Genomic DNA, 16,355 nt, shown 5'->3' on the forward strand with positions numbered 1-16,355 from the left:
ATATGAACAGAGAGGCACTATTCTGTGACGGTACGCAGGATTATGTCATCCCTGCAGAACCGAAGGAAAACGAAAAGATCAAGATTCGGTTTCGCACGGCTCACAACGATGTGGAAGAAGTCCATATTTTGACCGGCAATTCGTCGTATCCGATGTGGAAGATTGTTTCGGAAGGCGAATTCGATTTCTATGAGATAGAATGGCAGCTAAGTGATGTTCCGTTCAGTTATCTGTTTGAAGTAAAAAGCGGAGATCAGATATGTTATTTCAGCAGGTGCGGCGTTTCCGATCAGAGAGAAGATTTTTATGCGTTTATGATCGTTCCGGGATTTTCTACTCCCGAGTGGGCAAAAGGCGCGGTTATGTATCAGATTTTTGTGGATCGGTTTTGTAACGGCGATCCGACAAATGACGTGGAGGACGGGGAATATATTTATATCGGCGCTCCGAGCGTAAAGATCAAAGACTGGAGTAAAGTTCCGGCGGCGATGGATATCCGTAATTTTTACGGAGGAGATCTTCAGGGCGTCATGGATAAACTGGATTATCTTCAGGATCTCGGCGTTGAGGTTGTATATTTTAATCCTCTTTTCGTTTCTCCGTCAAATCATAAATATGACATTCAGGATTATGATTATATCGATCCACATTATGGAAAGATCGTCTCGGACGGCGGAGAGACGCTTCCTAAAGGAGCGAAAGATAATACAGGCGCTACAAAATATCAGAAGCGAACAGGCGATATCCGCAATCTTGAAGCGAGCAACGAGCTGTTTGCAAGGCTTGTGGAGGAGATGCACAAAAGAGGGATGCGTGTGATTCTCGACGGCGTATTTAATCATTGCGGATCGTTTAACAAATGGATTGACAGGGAGCGGATCTATGAACAGCAGCCGGAATATCCAAAAGGGGCATATGTGAGCGGGGAAAGTCCGTACCGGAAGTTTTTCCGTTTTCATGATGAAAGAAAAGAGGCGTGGCCTTACAATAAAAGTTATGACGGATGGTGGGGACATGATACGCTGCCGAAACTTTCTTATGAGGATTCCCCGGAACTTGAGCAATATATTATGGATATAGGAAAGAAATGGGTTTCGCCTCCGTATAATGCGGATGGATGGAGACTTGACGTTGCGGCGGATTTAGGGTGCAGCAACGAATATAACCATATGTTTTGGAAGCGTTTTCGCAAAGAAGTAAAAGAGGCAAATCCCGAAGCTTTGATCCTGGCAGAGCATTACGGCGATCCGGGAGAATGGCTGCAGGGGGACGAATGGGACAGCGTTATGAATTATGACGCGTTTATGGAACCTTTGACGTGGTTTTTGACCGGAATGGAAAAACACAGTGACGAGCGAAGAACAGACCTGTGGGGAAATGCAGACAACTTCATAGGCGGAATGCGCCATTTTATGGCAAGTATGCTCACTCCTTCTTTGCAGGTCGCGATGAATGAGCTGTCCAATCACGATCACTCCCGTTTCCTGACAAGGACGAATCACATCGTAGGACGCGCCGAACATGTCGGTGCGAAAGCTGCGGAAGAAGGCGTTAACTATGCCGTTATGCGTGAAGCGGTTACGGTTCAGATGACATGGGTCGGAGCGCCGACCGTTTATTACGGAGACGAGGCGGGAGTATGCGGATTTACAGATCCGGACAACAGGCGCACATATCCGTGGGGCAGGGAGAATAAAGAACTGCTCGCGTTTCATAAAGAGATGATCCGAATCCATAAACAGGAAAAACCGCTTAGGAAAGGGTCGATCAAGCTGCTCTATGCGGAAAGAAACGTACTTGCATACGCAAGATTTCAGGAAGATGAGCAGATCATTGTTATCTTAAACAACAGTAAAGATTTAAAAGAGCTGACAGTTCCGGTCTGGTTTGCGGGAGTTCCGAAGCAAGGCAGGATGGAAAGGCTTATGTATACATATGAGGAAGGATATACGACAGAGTATGACGAGTTCATTGTAGAAAACGGAGAGATCGTCATCAATATGGGGCGTCATTCCGCAATCGTAATGAAACCTATTTCGGAGGGAGAGAAAACATGGCAGGGAAAGTAGCGGTTCTAAATGATCTGGCAGGCTTCGGAAGATGTTCGCTGACAGCCGCAATCTCGGTATTGTCGGCGATGGGGGTGCAGCCGTGTCCTCTTCCGACAGCCGTTTTGAGTGCACAGACAGGGTTTGAAAGTTATTTTTTTCAGGATCTTACAGAGCAGATGGGGATGATTACCGAAGAATGGAAGAAATCAGGCGCGCAGTTTGACGGGATCGTTACAGGGTTTATGTCAGACCACAGACAGATCGGGGAAGTGAATCACTTTCTCGATCTGTTTCACAAAGAAGGCACATTTCTTCTTGTAGACCCGGTGCTCGGAGATAACGGAAAACGATTTTCTGTTTTTGACGGGTTATTTCAGAAAGAGATGAAACAGCTTGTTAAAAGAGCGGATATCGTGACGCCGAATGTGACGGAACTTTGTCTTTTGACGGATTATGATTATGATAAGATTCAAAATATTTCGGAAACGGGAGACAGAGAAGCTCTTTTTTCGGAAGTGTCGAAAGCGGCAGGCAGACTTTTGGACAGTGGCGTATCGGAAGTGATCGTGACAGGGGTGTTATTTGAGGAGCAGGACGCTGCGAAAGAGTGTACAGTCGGAAAAGAGACCGGAACAGGCGGCAGGAAGGTCGCAAATCTTACGGTGACGCGTGAGAAAACAACGGCAGGGATCTCTTCTTTTATCGGGGCAAGTTACTCGGGAACAGGAGATCTGTTCGCTTCCGTAATTGCAGGCGGAAAGGCTCGCGGAGACCGTACAGAAGATTCGGTCAGACTGGCGGGAGAGATGATCGAGAAGGCTGTTAGGGAGTCGGCAGCGCTTGGAATTTCGGGGAAAGAAGGAGCAGAATACGAAAAATATCTTTGGATGCTGTGCAAAAAGACGAAAGAAAGCGGCGAAAAAAAGGGAAAATAAAGAGCGGATGTGGAAAAATATAGAAAAATATCACAAAAATGAGGAAAACTTAAATAGATCAGGCGGCAGGGTTGTAATTCCTATATGCGAGTGATAGAATACGGATATATTCGTACAAGGTTGGGGAACTTGTACAGATAAGTATAATACTAATAAGTACGAGGGTGTATAATGGGGAGAAAAAACAGAATATTTAAGGGGAATCTGAAAGCATCGCAAATCTTGGCGGTGCTTATGTTGATCGTTATGATCATCCGGCCGATTATGGAAGTCTCGGCAAAACCAGGTGAAATTACAACAGAAAACCCTTCCGCAGAGGTGGGGAAGGAAGGAGAAAGTCTGTCCGACGGAATAGATGGGAGCGCCCTATATCCGTTAGAAGAGAATGGGCAAAACGGGCAGACGTCTGAAAACGATGCTGTACGGCAAAACGGGCAGACGTCTGATGAGACAGACGCGAAGAACAGTCCGAATGCATCGGATAGAACGGTTTCTGAAGGATCATCGGAAGAAGAGAACATGACATCTGCGCAGCAGGAAAGCTTGTGCAATGATGAATATTGTTCTCACATCTATTATGATCTGGATGGGAGGCAACATGCGCTCTGCGCTCTCGGGGAGCGGATGACAGAGACGGATGTTTACAGAACAGCGGAAGACAGCGCGGTATATGAAGCAATGTATTTTGCAAGTATCCCGAACTTGTATGAGGCAAGTGCGTTCGGCGGAGCGACAACGTTTGAGAAACTGCATGTAAATACAGTCTACGCATTGTTTTATAAAGAAGATCCGATTGAACCGGGGAATGCGGGGAAAAAGGAAATACCGAAGACATATCGAATGATCAGCGTCGACGAAGCGGGACTGTTCGGAACGGTAATACCGGAAGGCTGTTCTTATGTTGCGTTTGAGATGGAAGTAACGAATAAAAACGGAGAAGCGAGAGAAATAGACTCTCAGATCGTATACAATCTGCGTCAGGCCGCAAATCCGAACGACCCTTATCATGAGATAAAAAAAGAGCCGGTAATAGACGCCGCCGGAGAGGTAAAGCAAAGAGGATCGGGATCTTTTGTATTTACGCAAAAGACAAGAGACTGCTTTTACTGGGACATGTCCTATCACACGTCCTACTGGGGAGGTCATCCGTCATCAAGTAATAACATCTTGGATGAACTGGCGATCTATGTTGATAATGACAAAGACGGAAATTATGATACGAAAACAGATAAAGTGTGGGATGAGTTATGGGTATCTTACGCAGATAAAAACGGAAAGATCGTATCAAAGAAAGTTACAAGAGAGACCCGCTATGAATTATGTACTTATTATGCGTTTGGAAAAGGATCAGGTCTGACAGAACTGTCGCTTCTGGCAATTTCAAACGGAGAGCTTAATGAAAAAGGCGGTTTTAAACATCCTTCCGATAATAAAGAAGACGATAAAGTATATTATCAGTTATATAATATTGCATCAGGCGATAACTTTTTCATTCTGAGGAACTTGGATGACAGTCATCGTATTTGGAGAAGTTATGAAACAGACGGCGATCGGTATGTCGCGTTTAAAGATCAGATGTACGGAACGTCGGGAGCGCTCGTTGCAAGTGGTGTAGAAGGCGGGAAAACAGAAGCGGCGGATACGGTGGAATATCGTCTTTGCGAAAACCCGGAAGACGGGCAGGCAGTGGAAACCGAATGGAAAAAGATGGATCAGGCGCTGCCGGAATCTTCGGGAACGGGTCAGGCAAGCGAAGATATGGAAAATGAAGTTTTTTATAAAACATTTTTTACACATGAAAAACTGTCGGATAAAGAAAAGTATATTCAATTTCGTATATGTGAAAACAGAGCAGACGGCAAAGTTGTAAAATATAAGACGGATATAACTGAGATTGACGATACTTATGCTTTTCCATGCTTTTTCGCAGACGTACTTCAGAAGAAAAGTTTAAGTTATACGAGTGAGCAGTCGAAAATCAACGGAACATGGAGTTCGATCTTTAAGGCGAGCGATCACGGAGATGAGGGAAAGAACATTCCGATAGCGAAAAACAAGTCGTATGATCCAAAATACTATTACGCAAATACGACGTTTTATGATTATTATTCGGATTATGAACTTCAAGGAAAAAGATTGAGCGAAGTAAACGGATCGCCGTACGAATATGAAACGAGTTTCGGAATATTGAACGACGGCATCTCCAAGTATTTCCAAGGGAAAAATGAAAAAGCGGCGGCGTGGTATTATGGAAAATATATCAGGCATCCGGCTGTAACAGACGGGGATAATCCGCTAAATAATTCTTCTCCGGGCAATATGTCGGGAAATCAGATCGGACCGAATGACTGGCATTCGGGAAATACGTTAAAGTATGCTTACGGGCATGTCGATAAACAACTGGAAGATGGAAAAATCTCAACTGCAGGTGTGAAACTTCCGCAGTTTGACGAGAGTTTTCTTCGCGGAAACAATGCGTTTCACTCGGCGCTGGGATACGTGTATAATAACGTTTCATTTCCGTTTTTCCTTGCAGATGACGGCTATTGGGAGTACAGTAGTTTGAAGTCCGATCATGTGCTGCGGTTAAAAGAAGATCCCGATAAAGGCTATTATTTAGACGTAGGAGAAAAGGAAGACGCGCTGAAAACAGGTGACAGAGATGTCGCAATGGGAAAAGATCAATTCGGATTTTTCCCGTTTAATGACAAAAACGACGCAACGAAAGAAAACTCGTTTTACCGGTTGGATAGGATGAAAACGAATTTCTGCTTCGGTATGAAGATGGAACTGGAATTTAAGCTGACGGAAGACGGAAAAGTGCGTATGCCGGGAGAAAAGGCAGGAGAATATATTGAGAAGCCGATTGAATTTGAGTTTTCGGGAGACGATGATTTCTTATTGTATATCGACGGAAAACTTGTACTTGATATGGCAGGGAAACATAATCCTCTGGAAGGTCATATTAACTTTGAGACCGGAGCGGTAGATGTGTACGGATTAAATAAAGACGGTGCAACAGAGGACGGATATCCGATCAATAAAAATCAGCATCATGCACAGGCGAATATTTATGAAAAAAATGATGCGAACGGTCCGTGTTTAGATATGGAAGAACTTTCGCAAGGCATACATAAGATCACGATTTTTTATGCGGAGCGCGGAGCGGGTGTTTCCAACTTAAAGATCCGTTTTAATTTCCCGAAAACGAATCAGCTTGATCTGACGAATCAGGTAAGCACTGCTTCGGCAAATCAGAACGTATTCGGAAAAGCATTAGGATATATCGGAAGTTTTACTTATAAAATATTGAATCAGGCGACAAGCGGAAGGCAGATTCCCGTGGAAGATTCGGTAGGTTATCTCCGTAACGAAGGCGCTGTTAAGTTTAACGATTTTAAAAACAGCGGAACATACAGAGGGTCTAAGACCGGAGAAAGTGAGCTCAAAGAAGCAGATCCGGACGCAGAGACAGACGGCCCGATTATCGGTGAGCGCAGCGATGTGATAAAGCTTGTGAATAAAGACAGCGGCAAAAATCTCGATCAGTATCAGATGTCGGAAGAAATTGCTTCGGGAAAATACTGGACAACGATCGACTGTGCGGAGAACGGAGGCAGTGTGGATCTGTCAAAAGCGGCATATCTTCAAATGTCAGTTTATAATAACTCGGATGCTTCCAGCGCTACCGGGTGGTCGTTAAAAGCGAGACTGACAGACCGGCACGGAAATGTGATCACCAGACCTGCCAGTCAGATGACGTATTATGGATACAGTAATTCGATGCCGAAAGGCCAGTGGTCGATCGTTCGTCTGAATCTGGCAGACTGGAATTCGGGAATATCGGATTTTGATATGAAAAATGTCGCCAAAGTGCAGTTCGCCTTTGCGCGTGACAGAGGAAGTCTGTATATGGCGGATATGGATTTTAAAGGAAAGATCATTCCGAACCAATCGACCGGATTTTATGCAAGCGACGATCAGATTTCAGATTATGAATCGCTGGGAACAAAAGAGCGGCCTCTTAGCTATAATGAGGCGGTCTTAAATCCGGTAAGCGGAGCGTTCTTCCGGTTGAATCCGATACAGGAAACAGATGTTGTGAACAACGGAAATGACCTCATGGTCAGATCGAGAGGACTGTTGGAGCTTACAGATGGAAACAAAGCGTCTTTTGTCGATAAATTCCGTGAGGGAAGTTATTTGCAGATCACACAAGACGATCCGCTGAGAAACAAAGTATTTCGGACTTCGTGGTCGATTTTGGAAAATGCGGTATATGACGGTGCGTCGGGAATGTATACGGAAGGTTATATTGCGGATAACATTCTTGCGCTGCATCCGACGGCAAGAACGGTGGAAAATGATCCGGAGATTTTGAATAATACAGTGACGGATGTAAGAACATATACGGCGTCAGACGACAGAAATGTAAAGAGCGCGGACGGAAAAGGGTATCACTATCCGAGTTCAAACAGAGAAGGACATGTATCGGAAAAGAACGAGACTTTTGTTTTCAGAAGCTATCTCGATCCTGACAACCTTCAGAAAAACGGGATCCATCTGACTGTGGCGTATAAAAACGATCTGATCAGCGGAGGACTGATCATTACAAAAACCGTCGATCAGATCGATCCGAAAAAAGATCATACATATAAATTTCATGTTCATTATACTGACGTAGCCGGAATGAGCCTTGAAGGAAATCTCGGATCGGGAAGCATGTCGGAAAGCGGAAGCAGTATTGTTCAGGAAATCGACGTAACTGTTCCGGCGGGAAAACAGACTGCAAGCGTAGCAGTGTACGGTATTCCGAAAGAGACTGTATATACGATCCACGAGGAAAATGAGATACCGCAAAATATCGAGATCGGCGGGAATTATACTTATCCTCAAAACGTGGCAAAAAATTTCGTGCAGACAGATCCTGACAGAGGCGGTGTACGCACAGGTGATGAGTATGACCACAAGGTGAAGGTGGGAACAAAGAAATATAATGTGAACGGAACGGAAGTCGAATATAAAACGGCGGAAGGTACAATGAAAGAAAGCGTACAGGAAGTTACGTTTGCGAATAAACAAGTGCCTGCTCACGGAGAAATTAAGATTACGAAAAAACTTCAGGGAAAAGCGTATGGGGAAGAGCGGGGTTATTTGTTCCATATCCATTATAAAACAACGGATGAAAACAATAAGGAAAAGGTCGTTGTCGTTCCGCAGACTGTAGTTGTAAAAGCAGGGGAATTGACAGGAAGTACTGTCTATGAAAATATCCCGCTTGGCGCACAATATGAAGTACATGAAGTAGATGAAACCGCTCTTCTGACTTTGGAAGCGGACGCAGGATCAACGGTATTGGGAAGTGATGACCCACTTTCGGATACCGAACAGAATCATTCTCATACAGATGTAAAAGCAGAGAAGAAGCATATTTCGATCATTCCGGAAGAAGAAGGGGCGATCGGAAGCGAATGTGCGAAGAAAGGGTTTTGGACAGCGCAGGGCGGAACGGGAGAAAGCCGTCATAATTTTACGTTTACAAATATCGGCTCTCATAATGTTGCGGTCTTGAAAACAGACAGTTCCCGAAACGTGCCTTTGGAAAACGCAGGTTTTACGCTTTATGATACGGAAGATAATATCGTTCAAAACCGGACGGCCGTTTATATGTGGCAAAATGAGATCAGTATAAGCGATCCGAATTATGACAGTTCGAGCGGAAGGTATCATCGGGGAGATACGTCTTATACGGTATATACGCTGAAAGGCGATCCGGCTGAGAAAAACGTTTATTATGTACCGCTGACGAATGAAGAGATTGCCGCATATAAAAAGGGAATGGAAGATCCTGAAAGTGCGGAAGGAATGGATGCACAGAATCGTGAAAAAGTTCGCGCGGCGGCATGTTTCGAGAACCTTGCGGCAGGAGAATACGTTTTAAAAGAGACGACGCCTCCGAACGGATACGGCGCGTCAGATCCGATTCGGTTTAAATTATCGATACAGGAGGGAGAGGAAAATCAGTTTGTACTTCCTTACGGAGTAAGTTTGGAAAGTCCTCTCTCCAATAAAGAAAATGTGACTCTTCAGGTGAGAAATGAAAAAAACAGCGGAGTCGTAAGCTTTACAAAGGAAAACCGAAAAGGAGAGCCTTTGAAGAACGCGAAGTTCGCTTTGTACCGGCTGATCTGCAGCGATCCGTCTCATGGAGGAAAGCATGATAAAGATCTGATCCGGCACGATGAAAACGGTAGTCTCGACGCCGGATATGCGTATAAAGATTGTTGGAAATTGCAGGGAACGGCGGTTTCGGATGAAAACGGAACAGTCGAATTCCTAAATCTTCCGGCAGAAGAAGGCACAGAGTACCGTCTGGCGGAGTTGAAAGCTCCGAGCGGATACGTGACGGCGAAAGGTCAGTGGAAAGTCACATATGAGAAAGAGACTCATGAACTGAAGATAACCGGAAGCGTAAAAAGGCCTCCGGCATTTTCGGGGGAAGGAACGGATGAGAATCCGTATAAAGTGATCAACTATACTTATGCCGAATTTCCGTTATCAGGCGGAAGGGGATACAGCTATCTTGCAGGCACGGTTCTGATCGCGGCGGCAGCCGGGTTGTGGTTTTGGTATGATTCGAGAAAGAGAAAAACTGTAAGATCACGCGGCATGAGAAAAGGGGGATATAAATAATAAGGAGCTTCCTGTATAATAAAAAATGTGGATGTTGAAAATTGAAAATACCTCAGAGTACAATAAGACTACTGACTGGCAGGTTAGTAAAAATCTTATTGAACAGAGAGGTATCTACAATGAAGTCTAACACACAGAACGCAAAAATTGAAGCTATTACAGAAAAAACTTTGGTACTCGGAATCGATGTCGGAAGTGAAACGCATTATGCCAGAGCTTTTGATTACAGAGGAGTCGAGTATTCGAAGAAACCATTCAAATTTAGTAACACGGAAGCAGGATTCGTGACATTTAAGGCATGGGTTCTGGATATCAAAGAAAAGCATGGGAAGGATAAGGTGATTCCAGGGATGGAACCAACTGGTCATTACTGGTTTAATCTTGGAAAGTTTCTTCAAGATAATGAAATGAAACCGGTTCTTGTAAATCCTCACCATGTGAAGAAATCAAAAGAACTCGACGACAATCATCCGACAAAGAATGATCGTAAGGATCCAAAAGTCATTGCAGGATTAGTTAGAGAGGGACGATACATGATCCCATACCTGCCAGACGGTGTTTATGCTGATCTTAGAACGGCATCAAACATCAGATTTCAATTACAAGCGGAGCTTACACGAATTCAAAATAGGATTAATCGTTGGTTCAATATATATTTTCCTGAATATAAGACGGTATACGGTAAGCCGGATGCCAAAAGTGGAATACTGATTCTAAAGGAAGCACCACTCCCAGAAGATATTCTGACGTTGGGTATTGATGGAGTGAACCAGATTTGGCGGGATGCAAAGTTGAGAGCAGTTGGAAAGGCGAGGGCAAAGACCCTGATCGAAGCTGCTGAGCACAGTGTCGGAAGCAAAGAAGGTGCAGTATCTGCAAGAATGGAAATCCGAATGCTTCTGGAGGACTATGAATCCAGAAATATACGTCTTCAGGAAGTGATGGGTCTGATTGAAGGATTGGTAAATCAGATTCCAATGGCTGAAAAGCTGTTGGAAATCAAAGGTGTAGGAATCAAGACAGTGTCTGGATTTCTTGCAGAGGTAGGCGACATCAGACGCTTTAATGACCCGAAAGAACTGCAGAAACTTGCAGGTTTAGCACTGGTTGAAAATAGTTCTGGAAAACACAAGGGCAAGACAACAATAAGCAGACGAGGTCGAAAGAGACTTAGATACCTGCTCTTCGAGGTTGCAATGTCGCTTGTAGCGAAGAACCCAGAATTTAGGGAACTCCATAATTACTACACAACTAGAAGGCTAAATCCATTAAAGAAGATGCAGTCACTTATGGCAATAGCAGCGAAGCTGCTTCGTGTTTTTTATGCCATACTGACAAAAGGCGTGGGCTATGATCCCAAGAAGATGGTCAATGACATCAGGAGACCGGCGGCTTATGCGCAGGCTGCGTAAGAAAAACAAGTAACTATAGTGGAGGCTGTCATCTGGGCAGCCACCGAATAAGCAGAATGTAACAGATAACGTCCACTGAACACAGTGCTGGAACAGGAAGCGAGTCAGTAATCAATAATACAAAGAATGAGCCAGTAGTCGGCAGGAATATTTTCCATGGGGCATGACCCCGTTAGGGAGCAAAGCTGACACCTTGGTTATGGGCAGGCAGTACGAAGGAAGTTAGGACCTCTGGAGACAGAGATGATCCTGGTGGATATAGGAGGTTAGCTGCCATAGAGGGAAGGGTATACACAAGGCCAGTAAAGCGAAAAACAATGACGTTTTATTTCGTATACCCATTAATCACTATTTCAGTACCCGATACACGGAAATGCTTGTAGCTGAGGCCTATTCACTGAGATATAAAAGGTTGAAAAACCTTGAATTTTCAATAAAAAACACTTGATTATATGAGGAGGTACTACTATGAGCATTATCCGACCATTTAAAGGAATCCGCCCTCGCGCAGACTTAGCTTCTGCCATAGCCGCCCTTCCTTATGATGTATACAACAGCGAGGAAGCAAGAGAAATCGTGGCTGCCGAACCGAAGTCTTTTCTTCAGATCGACCGAGCCGAGACGCTTCTTCCAAAAGGCACAAATCCATACAGCGAAGCAGTATATAAAACAGCATCTGAAACACTGAACCGTATGATCGATGAAGGTTCTTTTCTTCAGGACAAAGAACCTTGTTACTACTTATACGCGCTTACAATGAACGGAAGAACACAGACAGGGCTTGTAGGCTGCGCTTCGATCGACGATTATTGCAACAATGTGATCTTAAAACACGAAAATACACTGGAAGCAAAAGAGCAGGACAGAATCCGTCACATCGACGCATGCAGCGCCCAGACCGGACCGATCTTTCTCGCTTACCGCGCCGACAAAAAACTAGGAGAGATCATCAAAAACGTCCGATTAACACCTGAAGTCTACGACTTCACCTCTGACGACGGGATAAGACACGAGGTGTGGTGTATAGATAAAATGTCAACGATTGTTGACATTTCTAAGATTTTTGAGGCGATTCCACATCTGTACATTGCAGACGGACATCACCGCGCAGCTTCTGCTGTCAAAGTCGGACTGAAACGCAGAGCAGAAGATCTCCATTTTTCAGGAACAGAAGAATACAATTATTTTCTTTCTGTCCTCTTCCCCGCGGACGAACTGGCGATCTACGACTACAATCGAGTTGTTACGGATATGAACGGGTATACATTTGAACAATTTCTTGATACAATAAAGAGCAGGTTCGATGTGGCTTTGGCCGGCGTAGAAGCAGTCCGCCCGCAGAAAAAAGGCGAATTCGGAATGTATGCCGACGGAAACTGGTATCGTGTAAACGCAAAAGCAGACCTTTTCTCCGGCGATCCGGTAAAAGATCTGGATGTTTCCGTTTTACAGGATCACATCCTTTCCCCGGTTCTGGGCATCAGCGATCCCAGAACAGATTCCCGCATCCGTTTTATCGGCGGAATCCGGGGACTTGACGCGCTGAAAGACGCCGCAGATCAGACAGGCGGGATCGCATTTGCAATGTATCCCACTTCTATGACTGAATTGATGGGCGTTGCGGACGCCGGGCTTCTCATGCCTCCGAAATCAACATGGTTTGAACCAAAACTGCGAAGCGGCCTTTTCATTCACCGCTTTTAAAATACAGTAATAAAATAACTACAAGGAGATGTTATTCATGGAAAGAAATGAACTCTGTTGGTGCGGCAGCGGCAAAAAATACAAAAAATGCCATATGCCGATCGAAGAAAAAATTCTTCTGCATTCAGAACGCGGCGAGATTGTTCCGACACGGGCAATCCTCAAAACGGCTGAACAGATCGAAAAGATCAAAGAAAGCGCCAGATTAAATACCGCTGTACTCGATGAAGTCGCAAAGCACATCCGCATCGGAATGAGCACTGCCGAGATCGACGACATCGTATATACGTTCACGAAAGAACACGGGGGAATCCCCGCGCCGCTTAATTATCAGGGATTTCCGAAAAGTGTCTGCACTTCGCTCAACAACGAAATATGCCACGGTATCCCGGATAAAAATATCATTCTTCAGGACGGCGATATAATCAACGTTGACGTCTCTACAATCTTAAACGGCTACTTTTCCGACGCCTCCCGTATGTTTAAGCTCGGAACGGTTTCCGAAAGAGCCGAAAAAATCGTCCGCGTAACAGAGGAATGCGTCAACCTCGGACTTGCGGCCGCAAAACCGTGGGGACATCTCGGTGATATCGCGCATGCGATCAACACTCATGCCCGGGAAAACGGCTATTCTGTCGTAGAAGAGATCGGCGGACACGGAATCGGACTTGAATTCCACGAAGATCCGTTTGTCAGCTATGTCACTCCAAAAGGAAGTGAAATGCTTCTCGTTCCCGGTATGATCTTCACGATCGAACCGATGATCAATGAAGGCAGTCCCGACTTCTTCGTTGATGAGGATAACGGTTGGACTGTATACACGATCGACGACGGACTGTCATCCCAGATCGAATACATGGTACTTGTCACAAATGACGGCGTAGAAGTTTTGACGAAATAGTAAATACCGCAGAACAGTAGTCTTCTTTTCTTCTGTTCTGCGGTTCTTTTATTTTCTCGCCGCAAACATCCTGCCTGCGAAAACAAGCAGCAAGATCCCTGCGATAATCATAACAACATACTCTTTCACCCATTGCGGCATTCCCTGATTCTTTTCATCATCGAACGCCTCACCCCCATTTTCTTCCGCCACTTCATACGGAATCCGTTCTCCGCGTACTAAAAGCCTGTGTGTATTCACTCCGTAAGGCGTACAAGTCAGAAGCGTCACATAATCTTTATCGTGATATGTCTGCAGTTGTTCCAATTCTTCCGGCTTAATAACTCTCACCTGATCTACCTTGTAGGCGAGCGTTTTATCAAGGATATGGAGAAAAAAACGATCTCCCTTTTCCAATTCATCTAACCTTGTAAATAATTCCGCGCTTGGAAGACCTCTGTGCGCGCTGATGACCGGATGCCGGTTCACTCCGCCGATCGGAAGAGCGGTCACGTCGACATGTCCCGCGCCTTTTTCCAAAACTTCTTCACTTGTGCCATGATAGATCGGAAGATCGACTTTGATCTTCGGGATCTTCAGATACCCCATTACGCCGTCTTTGTTTACATTCAGCACACTTTCATAATTATCGGGAAGCGCATATCCTGTTCCCGGAATAAACGGATCATGAACGGGATCACCGAGAAGAGTCTCGTTGTATTCTTCTGCCAGTTCCCACTGTCTTGCCATCTTGTCTTTATCAATTTGTTCTACAGTCTGAGCGTACTCTTCTATGACTTCTTTTTGCTCACGCTGCGCCAGATAGTTGCTTAACGCCGGATAAATGAAAATCCCGACGCCCGCCGCAAATAAAAGCAGGGACGTCAGGAATATGACCGGTGTTAATATCTGCCCGCGTTTATTGTGCCGTTTTCGGCTTTTTCTTTTTTCGCGCATACAGACAAACCCTTTTCTTTCTGTCTTTTTCTTTCTCTATTTGTTTTTCTGCCTTTTCTCTGTCTGTTTTCCGTTCGGAACTTTTTTCTTTTCTTCCTGAAACTTCCTATCTTCTGCTTCTGCGGATCGCATATGTAAGAAGCATTACCGCTCCTGCCATGATCATAATTCCGCCGATCGTAAAGACTGCCGTTCCGATGCCTCCTGTAATCGGAAGGTTGAAATTACTTTTGCCGTTTGTAAGAACGAAGTTCAACTGCCATGTTTTTTGTGTATCAACAGATGCCGAGTTTGCTTTCACATTCGTTCCTTCTGCTTTTGACTCATCCAGCGTACCGTTTACAGCGTCTTTTTCAGACAGCGTGATCGTCGTCTCAGGATTTCTCGGCAAAGTATAACCTGACGGCGCTTTCGTCTCTGTCAATGTATATGTTCCAAGATCAAGACCTGCGATAAGCATTTCTCCATTTCCATCTGTCGTCAGTTTTGCATCTCCGTCTGCTGCCGGATAATACATCTTTCCGCTTTTCGCAAACTTTATTTCTGTATCGCCTTTTTTCAAAGCAAACTCCGCACCTTGAAGCGCCGTATTCTCGTCCTTGTTGTCTACCTTTTTAATCTTTACGCCATACGTATATAACTGACGGTCCACATTGATCTTTTTTTCAACGCCCTGTGTATTATAAGAAACGCTGTTGTACTTCAAATACGCTACGTTTTTCAAGTTATCCGGTGTTTCATAAGCTTCTGATACAACTTTTGCCTTATAAGTTACGATAATCTGACTTGCACCGTTGACTGCTGTTTTCAAATTGCCGTAATCTTTGACGCTGTATTCAAATTTTCCTTCTGTTTTTATAAAGTGTTCCGAAAGATCTGTCTGCGCACCTGACGGGTTGATTGCCACTGAATCTTCAACCAACGCTACACCGGATGGAAGAACATCTCCGAAAACAAATGTTTTTACATTTGCACTATCAGGATAAACCGGAATATCAACTGTCAGTTCGTAAGTTACCGTATCTCCGATCGCCGTCGTAGATATTTCTTTTCCGTCTGCATTTTTTACAGTTTTCTTGATCGTCGGGTTTGTTCCCTTTGCGGTAATTGTAATATCTCCGTCTACGATTGCCCATTCTTTTGTATCGTCGCTAAACTTCGGATAAATATGTGTAAATACCGGAGAATAGATCTTGCTTCCGCCTGTCATCAGCAGAAGATATCCGCCCATTGAAAGATTTCCGATCGTCGATTCCGTCTGACCTTCACCCGGCTGAACGCTTCCTGCCGCTCCCATCTGAATCGTATCTGCCGCGATCGCCGACGACATCTTATCTGCAAATTCTTTTACCTTAACCGCATCCTTATCCGTATCCATTGTTATAAACGCTTCTGTTACGCCGTTGCCGTCCGCTTCAATATAATCTTTAAAGTTTGTTCTGACCCATTCTGCGGCGTTTTTGTTCCACACATAAGCAGGCTCTTTCGGCTGCTGGTTGTCAAAATCAAAATTCACATCGATCACCCGGTACGCCGATGCTGTCCATCCGCTTTCATCTGCCGTAACTTTGATAGAACCTTTCGACTCTGCATCGATCTGCGCCCATGCCGGCATCGTCATCCCGATGACCATGATTACCGCAAGACAGATTCCCAACACTTTTTTCCAAATACCGCTTGCCTTTTTTTCTTTCATTTTTGTTTTCTTGTCCATTAACTTTTT

Annotated in this window: 8 protein-coding genes; 6 read left to right on the forward strand and 2 right to left on the reverse strand. The window is 44.7% G+C overall.

Features of this window, described 5'->3' with window-relative positions:
- Positions 1-2 precede the first annotated feature (2 nt).
- The 6 genes from RUMTOR_RS05040 to RUMTOR_RS05065 all read left to right on the forward strand — a co-directional run bounded on the left by RUMTOR_RS05040 (position 3) and on the right by RUMTOR_RS05065 (position 13,696).
- Positions 3-2,069, forward strand: coding sequence for a glycoside hydrolase family 13 protein (locus RUMTOR_RS05040; protein ID WP_004846054.1), 2,067 nt, complete (start codon positions 3-5; stop codon positions 2,067-2,069).
- Positions 2,054-2,986 (forward strand): pyridoxamine kinase, encoded by a 933-nt coding sequence (locus tag RUMTOR_RS05045; RefSeq protein ID WP_004846055.1) that lies wholly within the window; start codon positions 2,054-2,056, stop codon positions 2,984-2,986. Before RUMTOR_RS05040 ends, RUMTOR_RS05045 begins: the two co-directional genes overlap by 16 nt.
- A 171-nt stretch (positions 2,987-3,157) precedes the next feature.
- On the forward strand, positions 3,158-9,679 hold the full coding sequence (locus RUMTOR_RS05050) for a SpaA isopeptide-forming pilin-related protein (protein ID WP_004846056.1): 6,522 nt from the start codon (positions 3,158-3,160) through the stop codon (positions 9,677-9,679).
- Between the two features lie 119 nt (positions 9,680-9,798).
- A complete protein-coding gene (locus RUMTOR_RS05055) occupies positions 9,799-11,091 on the forward strand; it encodes an IS110 family RNA-guided transposase (RefSeq protein ID WP_004846057.1) in 1,293 nt (430 codons plus the stop codon).
- A 468-nt stretch (positions 11,092-11,559) separates the two neighbouring features.
- On the forward strand, positions 11,560-12,795 hold the full coding sequence (locus tag RUMTOR_RS05060; protein ID WP_004846058.1) for a DUF1015 domain-containing protein: 1,236 nt from the start codon (positions 11,560-11,562) through the stop codon (positions 12,793-12,795).
- Positions 12,796-12,832: 37 nt separating this feature from the next.
- Positions 12,833-13,696 carry a methionyl aminopeptidase gene (locus RUMTOR_RS05065; protein ID WP_004846059.1) on the forward strand — a complete coding sequence of 288 codons (864 nt, stop codon included), beginning with the start codon at positions 12,833-12,835 and terminating at the stop codon, positions 13,694-13,696.
- 48 nt (positions 13,697-13,744) lie between these two features.
- Here the strand turns inward: RUMTOR_RS05065 and RUMTOR_RS05070 are convergent, their stop codons facing one another.
- The gene (locus RUMTOR_RS05070; RefSeq protein WP_004846060.1) at positions 13,745-14,632 is read right to left on the reverse strand and encodes a class C sortase; all 888 of its coding nucleotides are present in this window, start codon (positions 14,630-14,632) and stop codon (positions 13,745-13,747) included.
- A 106-nt stretch (positions 14,633-14,738) separates the two neighbouring features.
- Positions 14,739-16,355: SpaH/EbpB family LPXTG-anchored major pilin (locus tag RUMTOR_RS05075; RefSeq protein WP_004846062.1), on the reverse strand; the 1,617-nt coding region annotated here is incomplete at its 5' end.

This window comes from [Ruminococcus] torques ATCC 27756 (assembly GCF_000153925.1).
Lineage (GTDB): Bacteria > Bacillota > Clostridia > Lachnospirales > Lachnospiraceae > Mediterraneibacter > Mediterraneibacter torques.

Coding starts and splice junctions, on each gene's coding strand:
- RUMTOR_RS05040 (WP_004846054.1), top strand. CDS start 3: ATGAACAGAGAGGCACTATTCTGTGACGGTACGCAGGATTATGTCATC.
- RUMTOR_RS05045 (WP_004846055.1), top strand. CDS start 2,054: ATGGCAGGGAAAGTAGCGGTTCTAAATGATCTGGCAGGCTTCGGAAGA.
- RUMTOR_RS05050 (WP_004846056.1), top strand. CDS start 3,158: ATGGGGAGAAAAAACAGAATATTTAAGGGGAATCTGAAAGCATCGCAA.
- RUMTOR_RS05055 (WP_004846057.1), top strand. CDS start 9,799: ATGAAGTCTAACACACAGAACGCAAAAATTGAAGCTATTACAGAAAAA.
- RUMTOR_RS05060 (WP_004846058.1), top strand. CDS start 11,560: ATGAGCATTATCCGACCATTTAAAGGAATCCGCCCTCGCGCAGACTTA.
- RUMTOR_RS05065 (WP_004846059.1), top strand. CDS start 12,833: ATGGAAAGAAATGAACTCTGTTGGTGCGGCAGCGGCAAAAAATACAAA.
- RUMTOR_RS05070 (WP_004846060.1), bottom strand. CDS start 14,632: ATGCGCGAAAAAAGAAAAAGCCGAAAACGGCACAATAAACGCGGGCAG.